Raw genomic sequence first — 13164 nt, forward strand, 5'->3', positions numbered from 1 at the left:
GTTGCCAATAAAAAACCGCGGTTCGTGGCGGCTTCGTCGCAATCTGTGGGATTGGGGCGGGCTGGTTGGCGTGCCCTCTCGAATCCGACTGCGTGAAGCGCGTGCTCTTGTAAAAGAGTCTACGTCAGCGGATCGTCGTGCAAGCGGGCGTTAAACCGTTCTTGGCGTTAAAAATAGTCTTTTAAAAACAATTGGTTGGGCGCGTCATTTTGGGATATGCAACGCGGGGCGACATCGTGAAATGACGGATTTGTGCCACGCACCATGTTTTTTTACGAGGCGCGGTATCGTTTTGTATCGTGAAAAATAGGGGCCGCGCGTGAGGCACAGCCCGGACCATCACAACCAGCCGAGCCAGCGCCACCACGTTGCCGCGAACAACAGAAGTACCAGATACCCGACGATCGTCAGCACGATGCCGACGCTGACTACGTAGCCGAGCAGCATCGTCATGCTGAGCCGGCTGAAGTCACCCTGCATCGATTGCAGCACCGCGATCAGAATCGGCAGCATCGCCGAGGTCAGCGCGGTCGCGCTCGCAAAGCCGAGATGAATGACGATCAGGAACGTGGACAGAATCGCGAACCCGGTGAACGCACCCGCGTGATCGAGCCCGGTGTGGTGCGCGACGAGATCACCGAGCCACTGGCCGGCGGTCGTCGTGAGCAGCGCGGTGCCGAGGCTGATGCCGACGCCGAACACGATCACCGTTCCCAACGGAATCCGGCTTTGCACGGTCTTCCAGTCCATCACGCCGATGCGCGGCAGCTCATGATGCCGGCCGCGATATTCGAGCGCTTGTCGACGCCGAATGCGGAGATCACGCCGATCAGCGACAGCGTGACGAGCGCGATGCGTTTGTCGAGGCCGGTGATCGTCATCGCCGCGGAAATGAACAGCGCGCCCGCGACGAGCGCGAGCGCCGAATTCGAGAACCCGGCGAGCCCCATGCCGATTGCGGCCGACGTGCCGTAGACGACGCCCGGATCCTCGATGGTCGGCGCGGTGCCGATCAGAAAGGCGATCAGCGACGTGATGATGATCGCGCTCGCTTCGTACGACACGGCCTCGGTCAGCCAGACGACCACCGCGAACGCGAGAATCGCGAGCATCCGATGTCCGGCGGGCGGCAGCGTGGCGGGCAGCGGCAACAGCAGCACGACGATCAGCGCGGCGACGCTCGCGATCAGGCCGACCGGCACGCGCTGTCCGACCGGAGCGGGGCCGGCGGAGCCGGCGCCGGCTCGAGCTTCGGGTTTCGATGCGCTCATGCCTGTCGCTCCTCGGTGGAGTGCTGCTCGCCGCGTCCTCGTCGATCAATGCCGGGGTCGCTCAATGCACGATGCATTGCGCGATATGACGCAGCGAGCCTCACGGTTTCGCAAGGGGATGTCGCAACCGCTGTTGTATCACGCCGTGGGCTTCCGTTCGAACGCATCGTCCGCGCCGAGCCGTTCGATCAGCATCGCGACGAATGTCTCGGTGACCGGCGGCAAGGTTCTGCCGCGCTTACGGATCAGCGCGATGCGCCGCGTGAACGCGGCTTCATCGATCGGCCGCGCGACCAGTTCGGGTTCCGCGCGCACCTCGCGCGCCGACGCCGGCAGGATCGTCACGCCGAGCCCGGCGCGCGCCATCGCGACCGCGCTCATCATGTAGGTCGGCTCGCAGGCGATGCGCGGCACGCACCGCGCGGCGGCAAACGCGCCATCGACGACCGCGCGCACACTCGTGCCCTGCGCGGTCAGCACGAGTGGTTCGTTCGCGAGATCGGCGAGCGTGAGCGGCCGGCGCCGCCGCGCGAGCGGATGCTGCTTCGGCAGCACCGCGACGAGCCGGTCGAGGCCCGCGTGCAGCACTTCGAGCCCGGTGTCGTTCAACTCGCCGCCGGTCAGCCCGATATCGGCCTCCTCGTTGCGCACCAGCGTATTGACCATGCTCGCGACGACATCGCGCACCTCGAAGCCGACACGCGGCACCGCCTTCCTCAGTGCCTGCACGAGTTCGGGCAGCATGCTCGCCGCGAACGTCGGCAGACACGCGATGCGCACGGTGCCGCTCGCGCCTTCGCCGAGCGCGCGCGCATCGAGCAGCACGTGCTCCATGTCGTGCAGCGATTTCTGCAGTACCGGCAGCAGTTCGCGGCCGGTCGGCGTCAGCGCGACGTTGCGGCTGTTGCGGTCGAACAGTCGCAGGCCGACCGTTTCCTCGAGCCGGCGAATCTGCACCGTCAACGCCGGCTGCGACAGATGCAGCCGTGCCGCCGCGCGTGTGAAGCTGCCCGTTTGCGCGACCGCGATAAACGCGCGGATGTCTCGTAGATTCAGATCCATGATGATTCGTGATTGCTGTAATCAATTCATTTCAATTGATTTATTGCTGCCCTGAACTTACGCTCGATCCCAGTAAAAAACAATTGGAGACAAGCACATGCTGCCTTTACTGGGGCTGGCCACCATCGTCGTGCTGCTCGGCGCGATTCTGTCGAAACGGATGTCACCGCTCGTCGCGCTGATCATCGTGCCGCTCGCGGCATCGCTGCTCGGCGGCTTCGGTTTGCAGACGAGCAAGTTCGTGCTCGACGGGTTGAAGAGTCTCGCGCCCGTCGTCTGCATGTTCGTGTTCGCGATTCTCTATTTCGGCACGATCACCGACGCCGGCACGCTCGACCCGATCATCGAGCGCATCCTGCGCGCGGTCGGCACGCGACCCACGCGCATCGTGATGGGCACCACGCTGCTCGCGCTGCTGATTCACCTCGACGGTTCCGGCGCCGTCTGCTTTCTCGTCACGATTCCCGCGATGCTGCCGCTCTACGACCGCCTGCAAATGGACCGGCGCGTGCTGGCTGCGGCGGTGTCGATGGCGGCCGGCATCAACTTCCTGCCGTGGACGGGCCCGATGATCCGCGCGTCGGCGTCGCTGCATTTGCCGATCTCGGCGCTGTTCAATCCGCTGATTCCGGTGCAGGTGATCGGCCTCGTATTCGTATTCTCGATGGCGTACTGGCTCGGGCGGCGCGAGGAAAAGCGCCTCGGCCTCAGCGCCGCGAGCGGGTCGATACCGATGCCCAAACGCGAACTGACGCTGGAGGAACAGGCGCTGCGCCGCCCGCGCAACTTCTGGTTCAACATCGTGTTGACGCTCGTCGTGCTCGGCACGATGGTCGTGATGGGCGAGAAGATTCCGCCCGCGATCATGTTCATGGTGGGACTGTGCATCGCATTGATGGTCAACTATCCGAACGTCGACATGCAGCGCAAACGGATCGACGCGCACGCGCGCGCCGCGCTGATGATGGCCGGCATTCTGCTCGCGGCCGGCGTATTCACCGGCGTGATGCAGGGCAGCGGCATGCTGAAGGCGATGGCGCAGGCCGCGGTCGGTTTCGTGCCGCCCGCGATGGCGAGTCATATTCCGGTCGTGCTCGGGCTGCTGTCGATGCCGCTCAGCATGCTGTTCGATCCCGACTCGTTCTATTTCGGCGTGCTGCCGGTGATCGCGGAAGTGGCCGGCCAGCTCGGCGTGCCGGCCGTGCACGTCGGCCAGGCCGCGCTGCTCGGCCAGATGACCACCGGTTTTCCGGTCAGCCCGCTCACGCCCGCCACTTTTCTGGTAGTCGGCCTGTGCGGGATCGATCTGGCCGATCATCAGAAATTCACGTTTCCCCTGCTGTTCGGCGCATCGATCGTGATGACGATCGCCTGCGTCGTGCTCGGGATCTTTCCCCTCTGAGCTTCACTGAACGGATGTGACCAGCATGACAGCCACTGAACCACAACGTATCGTGCGCATCGGCGCGGGCGCCGGTTATTCGGGCGACCGTATCGAACCGGCGCTCGAACTCGCGGAGCACGGCAAGCTCGACTACCTGGTATTCGAATGCCTCGCCGAACGCACGATCGCGATCGCGCAACAGGCGCGCAGCAAGGACCCGGAGTTCGGCTACGACCCGCTGCTCGAAGCGCGCATGCGCGCGGTGCTGCCCGTCGCGGCGCGCAACGGCGTGCGCATCGTATCGAACATGGGCGCGGCCAATCCGCTCGCGGCGGCGCGCAAGACCGCGCAGATCGCGCGCGAACTGGGCCTCACCGGACTGAAGATCGCGGCCGTGACCGGCGACGACGTGCTCGACGTCGTGCGCGCGGGCGACTTCCATTTCGTCGAATCGGGTGACGCGGTGGCCACGTGCAAGGACCGGCTGATTTCGGCGAACGCGTATCTCGGCGCGAGCGGGATCGTCGATGCGCTCGCGGCCGGCGCGCAGATCGTGCTGACCGGGCGCGTCGCCGATCCGTCGCTGTTCGTCGCGCCGCTGATCCACGAATTCGGCTGGCGCATGGACGACTGGCCGACGCTCGGGCAGGCCACCGTGATCGGCCATCTGCTCGAATGCGCGGGGCAGATTACCGGCGGCTATTTCGCGGACCCCGGCTTCAAGGACGTGCCGGATCTCGCGCGGCTCGGTTTTCCGATCGCCGAGGTGGGGCGGGATGGAGCGGTGGTTATCACGAAACTCGCGCAAAGCGGCGGGCTCGTGACCGAGGCGACCTGCAAGGAACAGTTGCTGTACGAGATCCACGATCCACGGCGCTATCTGCAACCGGACGTGGTCGCCGATTTTTCGCAGGTGCGGATCGAACAGGAAGCGCCGGACCGAGTGCGCGTGAGCGGCGGGCATGGCACCGCGCGCACCGCTACGTTGAAGGTGTCGGTCGCGTATTTCGACGGCTATATCGGCGAAGGACAGATTTCCTACGGCGGACCCGGCGCGCTCGCGCGGGCGCGGCTCGCGCTCGACATCGTGCGCGAACGGCTCGCGCTGACCGGCGTACAGACACATGAATTGCGCTTCGATCTGATCGGCGTGAACGCGCTGCATGGCGAGACGGTGGCTTCCGCTCACGGCGAACCGTATGAAGTGCGCGCGCGGGTGGCGGGTCGTACTTTATCGTTCGCGGAAGCAGTGCGTATCGGCAACGAGGTCGAGACGCTGTACACGAATGGACCGGCGGGCGGCGGCGGCGTGACGAAGTCGGCGCGCGAGGTGGTCGCGGTGCAATCGGTTCTGCTGCCGCGCGAGCATGCGACGCCGGCTTTCTCGCTGGTGGAGGCGTGAGATGAAACTACGTGAACTGGCCCATTCGCGCACCGGCGACAAGGGCAATACGCTGAATATTTCGGTGATCTGCTACGACGCCCGGCATTACGAGCGTCTGCGCGCGGTGCTGACGCCGGAGCGGGTGAAGGCGCATCTGCGCGACGTGGTGCGCGGCGACGTGGTGCGGCATGAGTTGCCCAATATCGCCGCGTTCAACTTCGTGCTGGGCGATGCACTGGGCGGCGGCGTCACGCGTTCGCTTGCGCTCGACGCGCACGGCAAATCGCTGAGTTCGGCGTTGATGGATCTGGACGTGGGGGAGTGAGCCGGGGCTGCCGCCGGCCGCTCGCCGCGACTGCATAACCGCGCGTCGTTCAGGCTCCGACCCTGGTGGTCAGCTCGTGCGCGCGGCGCAGCCGTTCGCGGCTGTTGCTCAGATGCATGCGCATCGCGGCGCGCGCATCGTCGGCATCCTGACGCTCGATCGCGCGATAGATCAACAGGTGTTCGCCGAGCACGTTGCGCAGCACCTCGATCTGGTCGAGTTCCGCGATCTCGGCCGAGCCGAGCCGCGTGCGCGGGCTGACCGAGCGGCCGAGCTGGCTCAGCACGTCGAAGAAATAGCGGTTGCCGCTCGCCCGCGCGATCTGCAGATGGAACTCGATGTCGTGCGCGAGCGTGTCGGTACTGCCGCGCTCGAGCTCCGACTCGAAGCGATCGAGCGCCGCGCGGATCTGCTTGAGGTTCTGCTCGGTGCGCCGCGACGCCGCGAGCGCGGCCGCGGCTGCTTCGACGTCGATACGGAATTCGATGATCGCCATCACGTCCAGCATGCTGGACAGGTCGGCGGCGGCCAACTGCATCGGCTTTTCGGCGGCGGGCGCGAGCACGAACGTGCCGATGCCGTGCCGCGTCTCGACGATATGGGCCGCTTGCAGACGCGAAATCGCTTCGCGTACCACGGAGCGGCTCACGGAGAGCTGCTTCATCATCGCGACTTCGGTGGGGATGCGGTCGCCTGGCCTCAGGGCGCCGCGGCGGATTTCTTCGGAAAGGGTGGCCACCACCTTCTCAGTTAGGCTGCTCATTTTTGTGGCTGATTGACTGATTTCCCGCAAAGTATCGCACAGGACTTTACTCGATTCCGGCGCATTCGGCGGGATGAGCGCGGTCTATTTTTGCGGGTGGGGGCTTGGCGTGGAGGGGGAGAGGGTGGTTGTCGGCGAAGCGCTTTCGGGAATCTGCGACAGCGCGTGGGTGCTTGGACAAGTAGTTGGGAAGGTAGTTATTGGGTACGTGACGCTGAGCGTTAAAGCATAGTCATCAGACGTCCTAGTTCAATTTCGGCCGCTCGGCTCGATGCTGAAGTAATGTATCGAGAGCTCGCATGGTTCTCATATTTATCGAGATTTACAGGGTAAACACCCACTTTGATCTTGTGAATGAATAAAGATAAAATGTCATCAGACAACATATCTTTAATCTCATCAGGCCATTCACTCGCGAGCCGTTGCACAGCGGGCGATTGACTACACTGACGGCTCGCGGCGGTTTGCGCCGGCCGGCTCACTTCATCAAACAGGTGTTTTTCCCATGCCCACGAAACCTACCGAATCGAACGCCACGCCGGTCGTCACCGAACTGCGCGTCGTGCCCGTCGCCGGCCGCGACAGCATGCTGATGAATCTGAGCGGCGCGCATGGCCCGTTCTTCACGCGCAACATCGTGATCCTGCGCGACAGCGCGGGCCATACCGGCGTCGGTGAAGTGCCGGGCGGCGAGAACATCCGCAAGACCATCGACGATGCGCGGCCGTTCGTGGTCGGTCAGTCGATCGGCAACCTGCAGGCCATCCTGAACAAGGTGCGCACGCAGTTCGCCGACCGCGACGCGGGCGGGCGTGGCCTGCAAACCTTCGATCTGCGCACGACGATCCATGCGGTCACCGCGCTCGAGGCGGCGCTGCTCGACCTGCTCGGCCAGCATCTCGGCGTGCCGGTCGCGGCTCTCCTGGGCGAAGGCCAGCAGCGCGACGCAGTGGAAATGCTCGGCTACCTGTTCTATATCGGCGATCGCAACAGGACCGATCTGCCGTACGCGGACAACACCGGCGCGCGCGACGACTGGGAACGCGTGCGCACCGAAGAGGCAATGACGCCGGACGCGGTCGTGCGTCTCGCCGAAGCCGCGCAGGCGCGCTACGGCTTCAACGACTTCAAGCTGAAGGGCGGCGTGCTGGAAGGCGACGCCGAAATCGAAGCGGTGACCGCGCTCGCCGAGCGCTTCCCCGACGCGCGCGTGACGCTCGATCCGAACGGCGCGTGGTCGCTCGCGGAAGCGGTGCGCCTGTGCCGCGACAAGCACGACGTGCTCGCGTACGCGGAAGATCCGTGCGGCGCGGAAAACGGCTATTCGGGCCGCGAGGTGATGGCCGAATTTCGCCGCTCGACCGGCCTGCCGACGGCGACCAACATGATCGCCACCGACTGGCGCCAGATGGGTCACGCGATCCAGTTGCAGTCGGTCGACATTCCGCTCGCCGATCCGCATTTCTGGACCATGCAGGGCTCGGTGCGCGTCGCGCAGATGTGCAACGACTGGGGTCTCACGTGGGGCTCGCATTCGAATAACCACTTCGACATTTCGCTCGCGATGTTCACGCACGTCGCCGCCGCGGCGCCGGGCAGGATCACCGCGATCGATACGCACTGGATCTGGCAGGACGGCCAGTTCCTGACGCAGGAGCCGTTGCGGATCGTCGGCGGCAAGGTCAAGGTGCCGCGGAAGCCGGGCCTTGGCATCGAACTCGATCTGGACGCGCTCGAAAAGGCGCACGCGCTGTATCAGCAGCATGGCCTCGGCGCGCGTGACGACGGCGTGGCGATGCAGTATCTGATTCCGAACTGGAAGTTCGATAACAAGCGCCCGTGCCTCGTGCGCTGATAACGCGCCGAGTGTGCTGAAGGCGCAGATGTGAAAAGGCGGCTGCACGGTTTTCCGCGCAGCCGCCTTTTTCAATGATTCTGGTTCCGCTCAGCCGCGCCGAAACACCACATGCGAAATCCGCTGCACGAGCAGCGCGGCCGCGAGCGATGCCACCGCCGTCAGCCACACGCCGAGATGAATCGACTGCACCAGCGCGTCGCGCGCGGTGTCGAGCAGCGCAAGCGTATTGAGCCCCGACGATTTCATATCCGCGATCAACTGCGTGCGCGAGGCGTCGTCGATCAGGATGCGCAGATCGACGAAGCGTGGGCGCCATTGCGACGCGGCCGGCTCGCCGAGCACGCTCATCGTGCGCGTGACGACGTCGCGGTAATGATGCGACACGACGGTCGCGACGATGCTCGTGCCGAGCATGCCGCCTACCATCCGCGTCGATTGCAGCAGCGCGGTCGTGATGCCGAAGCGCTCGCGCCCGGCGATCTCCTGAGCGAACACGTTCAGATTGTTCAGGATGAAACCGAGGCCGATGCCGACCGCGCCCATCGGCACGACGATGCGCACGCGCGGCGTGTCGGGGTTCGCGAACGCGAGCGCGATCGACGCGAACATCAGCAGCGCGAAACCGATCGACAGGATGCGCGTGGGCTTCTTCATGTGAATCACGATGCGCGTGTTCAGCAGACTGCCGAGCGCGATGCACGCGGCGATCGGCGTCGCGAGCAGGCCGGCCTGCTGCGGCGACAGGCCGAAGCCGCCTTGCAGCAGCAGCGGCGCGAAGAAGATCAGCGAGAACATCACGAAGCCGGACAGCAGGCCGAGCGTAAACAGCGTGACGAGCTGCGGGTCCTTGAACAGGTCGAGCGGAATGATCGGGTGCGTCGCGCGCTTTTCGCAGATCAGCAGCGCGACGGCGCCGATGATCACGCATGCGCCGAGCACGAAATTGCCCACGGTGAGGCCGTGCTTCGGCACCGCTTCGATGAACGCCTGCAAGCCGCCGAGCACGCCCGCGACCAGCGCCGCGCCGAGCCAGTCGATCTTCACCTCGCCTTCCTGCGGACGCCGGAAGGTCGGCAGATGCACCCAGATGAAATAGAGCGCCGCGGCGCCCACCGGCAGATTCACGAGAAAGGTGGAGCGCCAGCCGAGGTGTTCGCTCATCCAGCCGCCGAGCGACGGACCCGCCGCGGTGCCGATACCGTACGCGGCGGCCAGCACGACCTGCCAGCGCACGCGGGTGCGCGCATCGGGGAAGAGATCGGGGATCGACGCGAACGCGGTGCCGACCATCATGCCGCCGCCGATGCCTTGCAGCCCGCGCGCGATCGCGAGGAACAGCATGCTGGTGGCGAGGCCGCAGAGCACCGACGCGGCCGTGAACGTGATCACCGCGGCGATCACGAAGCGCTTGCGGCCGAAGTAGTCGCCGAGCCGCCCGAACACCGGCACCGTGACCACCGACGCGAGTAGATACGCGCTTGCGATCCACGCGAAATATTCGAAGCCGTGCAGTTCCGCGACGATCGATGGCAGCGCGGTGCTGACGACAGTCTGGTCGAGCGCGACCAGCATGTTGACGAGCCCGATGCCGAGCATCGCGAAGAGGGCGTGGCGAAACGGCAGGGCGGGGTCGGCGGTGGTGGCGGTGGAATTCACGGAATGGGACAGAAGGCGGTTCGAGGTGGGCGCGACGGGGTGCGAGCCAGGCGCCCAGAATTTCAGGTAAGTTGTCTGACTTCTTTGGGGGCGATTATACGGGTTTCCCCTTACTGAAACCCATCCGTCGCGCGGAAAAGACACACGATCAGGCAAAAATGCCGTGCTACCCGTGTGGTCCGGCGCGCCGAATGGATACGCGGCGGGCGCGCGCTGGTTCATGCAATCGAACGTGGTAAGTTCGATTCGCGCTACACCCGATCGATATGCCTGCGGAGGACCTGATCCTGCGCCACGCTCCGGCTTCTTTCCTGAAGACTTGCAAGACCCTCGGGGCTGCGTCGCGCACGCGAACAGCGGCAACGCTTCGCCACGCGCTCGCGTGTGCGCGCATCGGCCCCGGCATCAGCGTCGCTGCGTTGCTGTTGTGTTCCCACGCCGCGTCCGCCGCTTCCGCCGCCGACCTCACCACCGGCTTCGTCTCGTTATACGGCGTGCTGGACACCAGCGTCGAAATCACCGACCCCGGCTCAGGTTGGACGCCGCGACTGGACTCGGGCGCGTATCGCGGCTCGCGCGTCGGACTGCATGGCGCGGAGCCGATCGGCGGCGGCACGGCGATCGTGTTCACGCTCGAAAACGGCTTCAGCTCGGCCGACGGCTCGTTGCAGGTGCCGGGCTCGATCTTCAACCGTCAGGCGTGGATCGGCGCGAGCGGCGCGTGGGGCGAAGTGCGGGCCGGCCGCCAGTACTCGCCGATCTATATCCCGTTCAAGGGCGATCTCGACGCGTTCGGCGCCGGCACGATCGCATCGGGACTCAACAACCTGTCGAAGATCACGCCGTACGCGAGCAACGCGGTTGCGTATCTGTCGCCACGGGTCGCGGGCTTCAGCGCGACGCTGATGATGGCGACGCGCGATCCGTCGGAAGACGACGGCAACGGCATCGATGGCTACTACGTGACCGCGTCCTATCGGATCGGCGAATTGCGTCTGCTGTACGCGCGTCAGCAAACGCATGGCGCCGGCGCGCTGCGCGCGAATCTCGGTGGCTTGAACTACGGTTTCGGCAAGCTGCGCGTGTGGCTGTCGTTTTTCAACGGCGACGGCGACACGCCGGTCTATCACGGCGCGGGCGGATCGCTGTCGGCGCAGTACAGCGTGTCGGCCAACGCGCGGGCCTCGCTCGGCTACGCGCACGTGCGTGACTACACGACGCCCGGCGGGAGCGCCGATCAGTTCAGCGCCGCGTTCGAATACGACGTATCGCGCACGCTGCAGCTCTACTTCAGCGCCGCCTATCTCGCGAATCACGACGACTCGAGCTTTACGCTGCGCGGGGTCAACGTAACGGGGCTGCCGGTCGCCTATCCGGGCGCGCCGGTCGCGGGCGTGCAATTCGGCATGCTGCAGCGGTTCTAGCCGCGGTGGTTCTGGCGCGCATCGTCATGGCGCGGACTTCCGAAGCGCGGACCCGATTCGCGGCGCGGCCGAGGCTCGCGCCGCGCGCGTCGGCGCTTACAGCTTCGAGCCGCCGTCGACGTGCAGCGTTTCGCCGGTGATCCAGCGCGCGGCATCGGAGGCGAGAAAGGCCACGGCGCCGGCGATGTCGTCGGGCTGCGCGACGCGCTTCAACGCCTGCATGCCCAGCGTGAGTTCGCGTCCGGTGTCGGTCTTCGTGAAGCTCGACATATCCGTCTCGACGACGCCCGGCGCTGCCGCATTGACGCGAATGCCACGCTCGCCGAGCGCCACGGCGAAATGTTTGACGAGCGTATCGACGGCGCCCTTCGTGGCCGCGTACGCGGACAGCGTGCCGACCGCTGCGCGCGCCGCGAGCGACGACAGCAGGATCACGCTGCTGCCCTTGTGCAGCACCGGCAGCAATTGCTGCACGAGGAAATACGGCGCGCGCACGTTCACCGCGAACAGGTCGTCGAAATCGGCGACGCTCGTTTCGTCGAGCGGGACCGCCTTCGAAATACCCGCGTTGGCGACCAGAATGTCGAGCCGTTCGCCGACCACCGCGCGCACCTGTTTCGCCAGCGCGTGCGGGCCGTCCGCGTCGCGCAGATTCGCGGCGATCTTGCGCGCCTGGCCGCCGGCCGCGTGAATTTCGGCGACCACCTGATCCGCTTCTTTCTCCGCGCTGCCGTAGTGCACGAGGACCTGCGCGCCGGCCTTCGCGAGTGCGACGGCGGTGGCGCGGCCGATGCCGCGCGATGCGCCCGTGACGAGCGCGGTCTTGCCGGTGAGGTTGTTCATGGCGATGCTCCTTCGAATGGATGGTGAGTGTTTGGTGCTCGGTGCGACTGCGCTCGCATGAATCCGCGTGCGCGGGCAATCAGTCGTGTGCGGACAGAAACTCGCGCGCGTGGGCGACGAAACGTTCCGGGTACTGGTACAGCGAGCCGTGGTTCGCGTCCGGGTAGATGATCAACTGTGCGTTCGGCAGGTTCTGTTGCAGGATCCACGAGTTGATCGAGTAGATGATCACGTCGTTGTCGCCGTTGACGACGAGCGTCGGCTGCTTCAGTGCGCGCAGATAGTCGAACGGGTTGTCGCGCGGCGCGCCCCATTTCGCGAGCGCGGCGAGCTGCGCTGGCGCGACCTTGTCGCCGGCCTCGGGATCGCGCCCCTCGACGCGCAGACGGAAGCGTCGCAGGAAGCGGCGGCCCGCGGCCTGGCTTGCCGCCGACGGCGCGAAGTGCACGCGCAGCCATAGATCGTCGGGCTGCGCGTAGGTCGCGCCGAAGATGGCCTGCGCTTCGGGCGTGAGCGAACTCATCGCCTCGCCGCTGCGCGGACCCGTGCCGACGAGGATCACGCGGCGCACCAGCGCGGGTTCGGCGATCGCGAGCGTCTGCGCGATCAGGCCGCCCATCGAGAAGCCGAGCACGTCGACTGTCGTGAGGCCGAGTGCCTTGATGAACGCGGCGGCATGGGCGGCCATTTCCTCGATCGATTCCGGCACGTCGCCGGACGTGCTCGAAATGCCGGCGTTGTTGAACAGGATGACTTCGCGATCCTCGGCGAGGCCGTCGGTCACCGCCGGGTCCCAGTGATCCATCGTGCCGGTGAAGTGAATGTTGAACACGAGCGGCACGCCTTGGGGCTTGCCGAAACGGCGATACGCGAAGCGGATGCCGTTCGCTTCGACGTATTGCGTCGGAGCGGTCTGATGCGTATGACGGGCGACGGCAATATGGCCCGAGGTGGCTGGCGAGTTCATTTGCGGTTCCTTGGCGGTATAGATGCAGGGCATGGGGCGGGCGGTTTCGATTTCTGCCGCGCCGTCGCATGAGTCTTAATGTAGTGAGCTATTGCGGGAAGGAAAAAGACTTTGTAGGCTTACGGCCATGCCTGCTAGGCATGGATTGCGGGGAGTGGTGTGAGAGCGCCGTTGGGTCCGCGCCGCGTTGAATCGGCAACGCGGGCGCCGATGAAGTTTTCCGCGTC

10 protein-coding genes and 1 pseudogene are annotated in these 13164 nt (G+C 65.5%); 5 read left to right on the plus strand and 6 right to left on the minus strand.

All coding sequences use genetic code 11. The features are described from left to right. Positions 1–339: 339 nt before the first annotated feature. Positions 340–1271 (minus strand): annotated as a pseudogene (locus QM685_RS25155) (anion permease). A 138-nt stretch (positions 1272–1409) separates the two neighbouring features. After that, on the minus strand, positions 1410–2333 hold the full coding sequence (locus tag QM685_RS25160; protein WP_415120487.1) for a LysR family transcriptional regulator: 924 nt from the start codon (positions 2331–2333) through the stop codon (positions 1410–1412). 97 nt (positions 2334–2430) lie between these two features. Here QM685_RS25160 and QM685_RS25165 point away from each other — a divergent pair, with 97 nt between their 5' ends. From QM685_RS25165 to QM685_RS25175, 3 genes are read left to right on the plus strand one after another with little or no spacing between them, the layout of a single operon-like run. Further along, positions 2431–3735 carry a CitMHS family transporter gene (locus QM685_RS25165; protein WP_415120489.1) on the plus strand — a complete coding sequence of 435 codons (1305 nt, stop codon included), beginning with the start codon at positions 2431–2433 and terminating at the stop codon, positions 3733–3735. 25 nt (positions 3736–3760) lie between these two features. Continuing rightward, entirely contained in the window at positions 3761–5119 is a 1359-nt protein-coding gene (locus QM685_RS25170; RefSeq protein WP_415120491.1) for an acyclic terpene utilization AtuA family protein, read from the plus strand. A 1-nt stretch (position 5120) separates the two neighbouring features. Then, a complete protein-coding gene (locus tag QM685_RS25175) occupies positions 5121–5426 on the plus strand; it encodes a hypothetical protein (RefSeq protein WP_415120493.1) in 306 nt (101 codons plus the stop codon). A 49-nt stretch (positions 5427–5475) separates the two neighbouring features. Here QM685_RS25175 and QM685_RS25180 read toward each other — a convergent pair whose 3' ends face one another. After that, a complete protein-coding gene (locus tag QM685_RS25180; protein ID WP_415120495.1) occupies positions 5476–6189 on the minus strand; it encodes a FadR/GntR family transcriptional regulator in 714 nt (237 codons plus the stop codon). 505 nt (positions 6190–6694) lie between these two features. Between QM685_RS25180 and gudD the strand changes: the two genes are divergently transcribed. Continuing rightward, positions 6695–8044, plus strand: a complete 1350-nt coding sequence (gene gudD / locus QM685_RS25185; RefSeq protein ID WP_415120497.1) for a glucarate dehydratase — start codon at positions 6695–6697, stop codon at positions 8042–8044. A 90-nt stretch (positions 8045–8134) separates the two neighbouring features. On the opposite strand, the gene QM685_RS25190 is transcribed toward gudD, so the two are convergent. Continuing rightward, positions 8135–9643: an MFS transporter gene (locus tag QM685_RS25190; RefSeq protein ID WP_415120671.1), complete on the minus strand. Its 1509-nt coding sequence runs from the start codon at positions 9641–9643 to the stop codon at positions 8135–8137. Between the two features lie 326 nt (positions 9644–9969). Here QM685_RS25190 and QM685_RS25195 point away from each other — a divergent pair, with 326 nt between their 5' ends. Next, a complete protein-coding gene (locus tag QM685_RS25195; RefSeq protein ID WP_415120499.1) occupies positions 9970–11127 on the plus strand; it encodes a porin in 1158 nt (385 codons plus the stop codon). Between the two features lie 96 nt (positions 11128–11223). On the opposite strand, the gene QM685_RS25200 is transcribed toward QM685_RS25195, so the two are convergent. Together QM685_RS25200 and QM685_RS25205 are read right to left on the minus strand one after the other, a co-directional pair. Beyond that, the gene (locus QM685_RS25200; RefSeq protein ID WP_415120501.1) at positions 11224–11970 is read right to left on the minus strand and encodes an SDR family NAD(P)-dependent oxidoreductase; all 747 of its coding nucleotides are present in this window, start codon (positions 11968–11970) and stop codon (positions 11224–11226) included. A gap of 79 nt (positions 11971–12049) precedes the next feature. After that, entirely contained in the window at positions 12050–12937 is an 888-nt protein-coding gene (locus QM685_RS25205) for an alpha/beta fold hydrolase (RefSeq protein WP_415120504.1), read from the minus strand. Positions 12938–13164 lie beyond the last annotated feature (227 nt).

Origin of the sequence: Paraburkholderia sp., from assembly GCF_047605525.1 — a bacterium.
In the GTDB taxonomy this organism is placed as follows: Bacteria; Pseudomonadota; Gammaproteobacteria; order Burkholderiales; family Burkholderiaceae; genus Paraburkholderia.

What these genes read in the sequence shown, in the direction of transcription:
- QM685_RS25160 (WP_415120487.1), bottom strand. Translation starts at nt 2,333, where the DNA reads ATGGATCTGAATCTACGAGACATCCGCGCGTTTATCGCGGTCGCGCAA.
- QM685_RS25165 (WP_415120489.1), top strand. Translation starts at nt 2,431, where the DNA reads ATGCTGCCTTTACTGGGGCTGGCCACCATCGTCGTGCTGCTCGGCGCG.
- QM685_RS25170 (WP_415120491.1), top strand. Translation starts at nt 3,761, where the DNA reads ATGACAGCCACTGAACCACAACGTATCGTGCGCATCGGCGCGGGCGCC.
- QM685_RS25175 (WP_415120493.1), top strand. Translation starts at nt 5,121, where the DNA reads ATGAAACTACGTGAACTGGCCCATTCGCGCACCGGCGACAAGGGCAAT.
- QM685_RS25180 (WP_415120495.1), bottom strand. Translation starts at nt 6,189, where the DNA reads ATGAGCAGCCTAACTGAGAAGGTGGTGGCCACCCTTTCCGAAGAAATC.
- gudD (WP_415120497.1), top strand. Translation starts at nt 6,695, where the DNA reads ATGCCCACGAAACCTACCGAATCGAACGCCACGCCGGTCGTCACCGAA.
- QM685_RS25190 (WP_415120671.1), bottom strand. Translation starts at nt 9,643, where the DNA reads ATGCTCGGCATCGGGCTCGTCAACATGCTGGTCGCGCTCGACCAGACT.
- QM685_RS25195 (WP_415120499.1), top strand. Translation starts at nt 9,970, where the DNA reads ATGCCTGCGGAGGACCTGATCCTGCGCCACGCTCCGGCTTCTTTCCTG.
- QM685_RS25200 (WP_415120501.1), bottom strand. Translation starts at nt 11,970, where the DNA reads ATGAACAACCTCACCGGCAAGACCGCGCTCGTCACGGGCGCATCGCGC.
- QM685_RS25205 (WP_415120504.1), bottom strand. Translation starts at nt 12,937, where the DNA reads ATGAACTCGCCAGCCACCTCGGGCCATATTGCCGTCGCCCGTCATACG.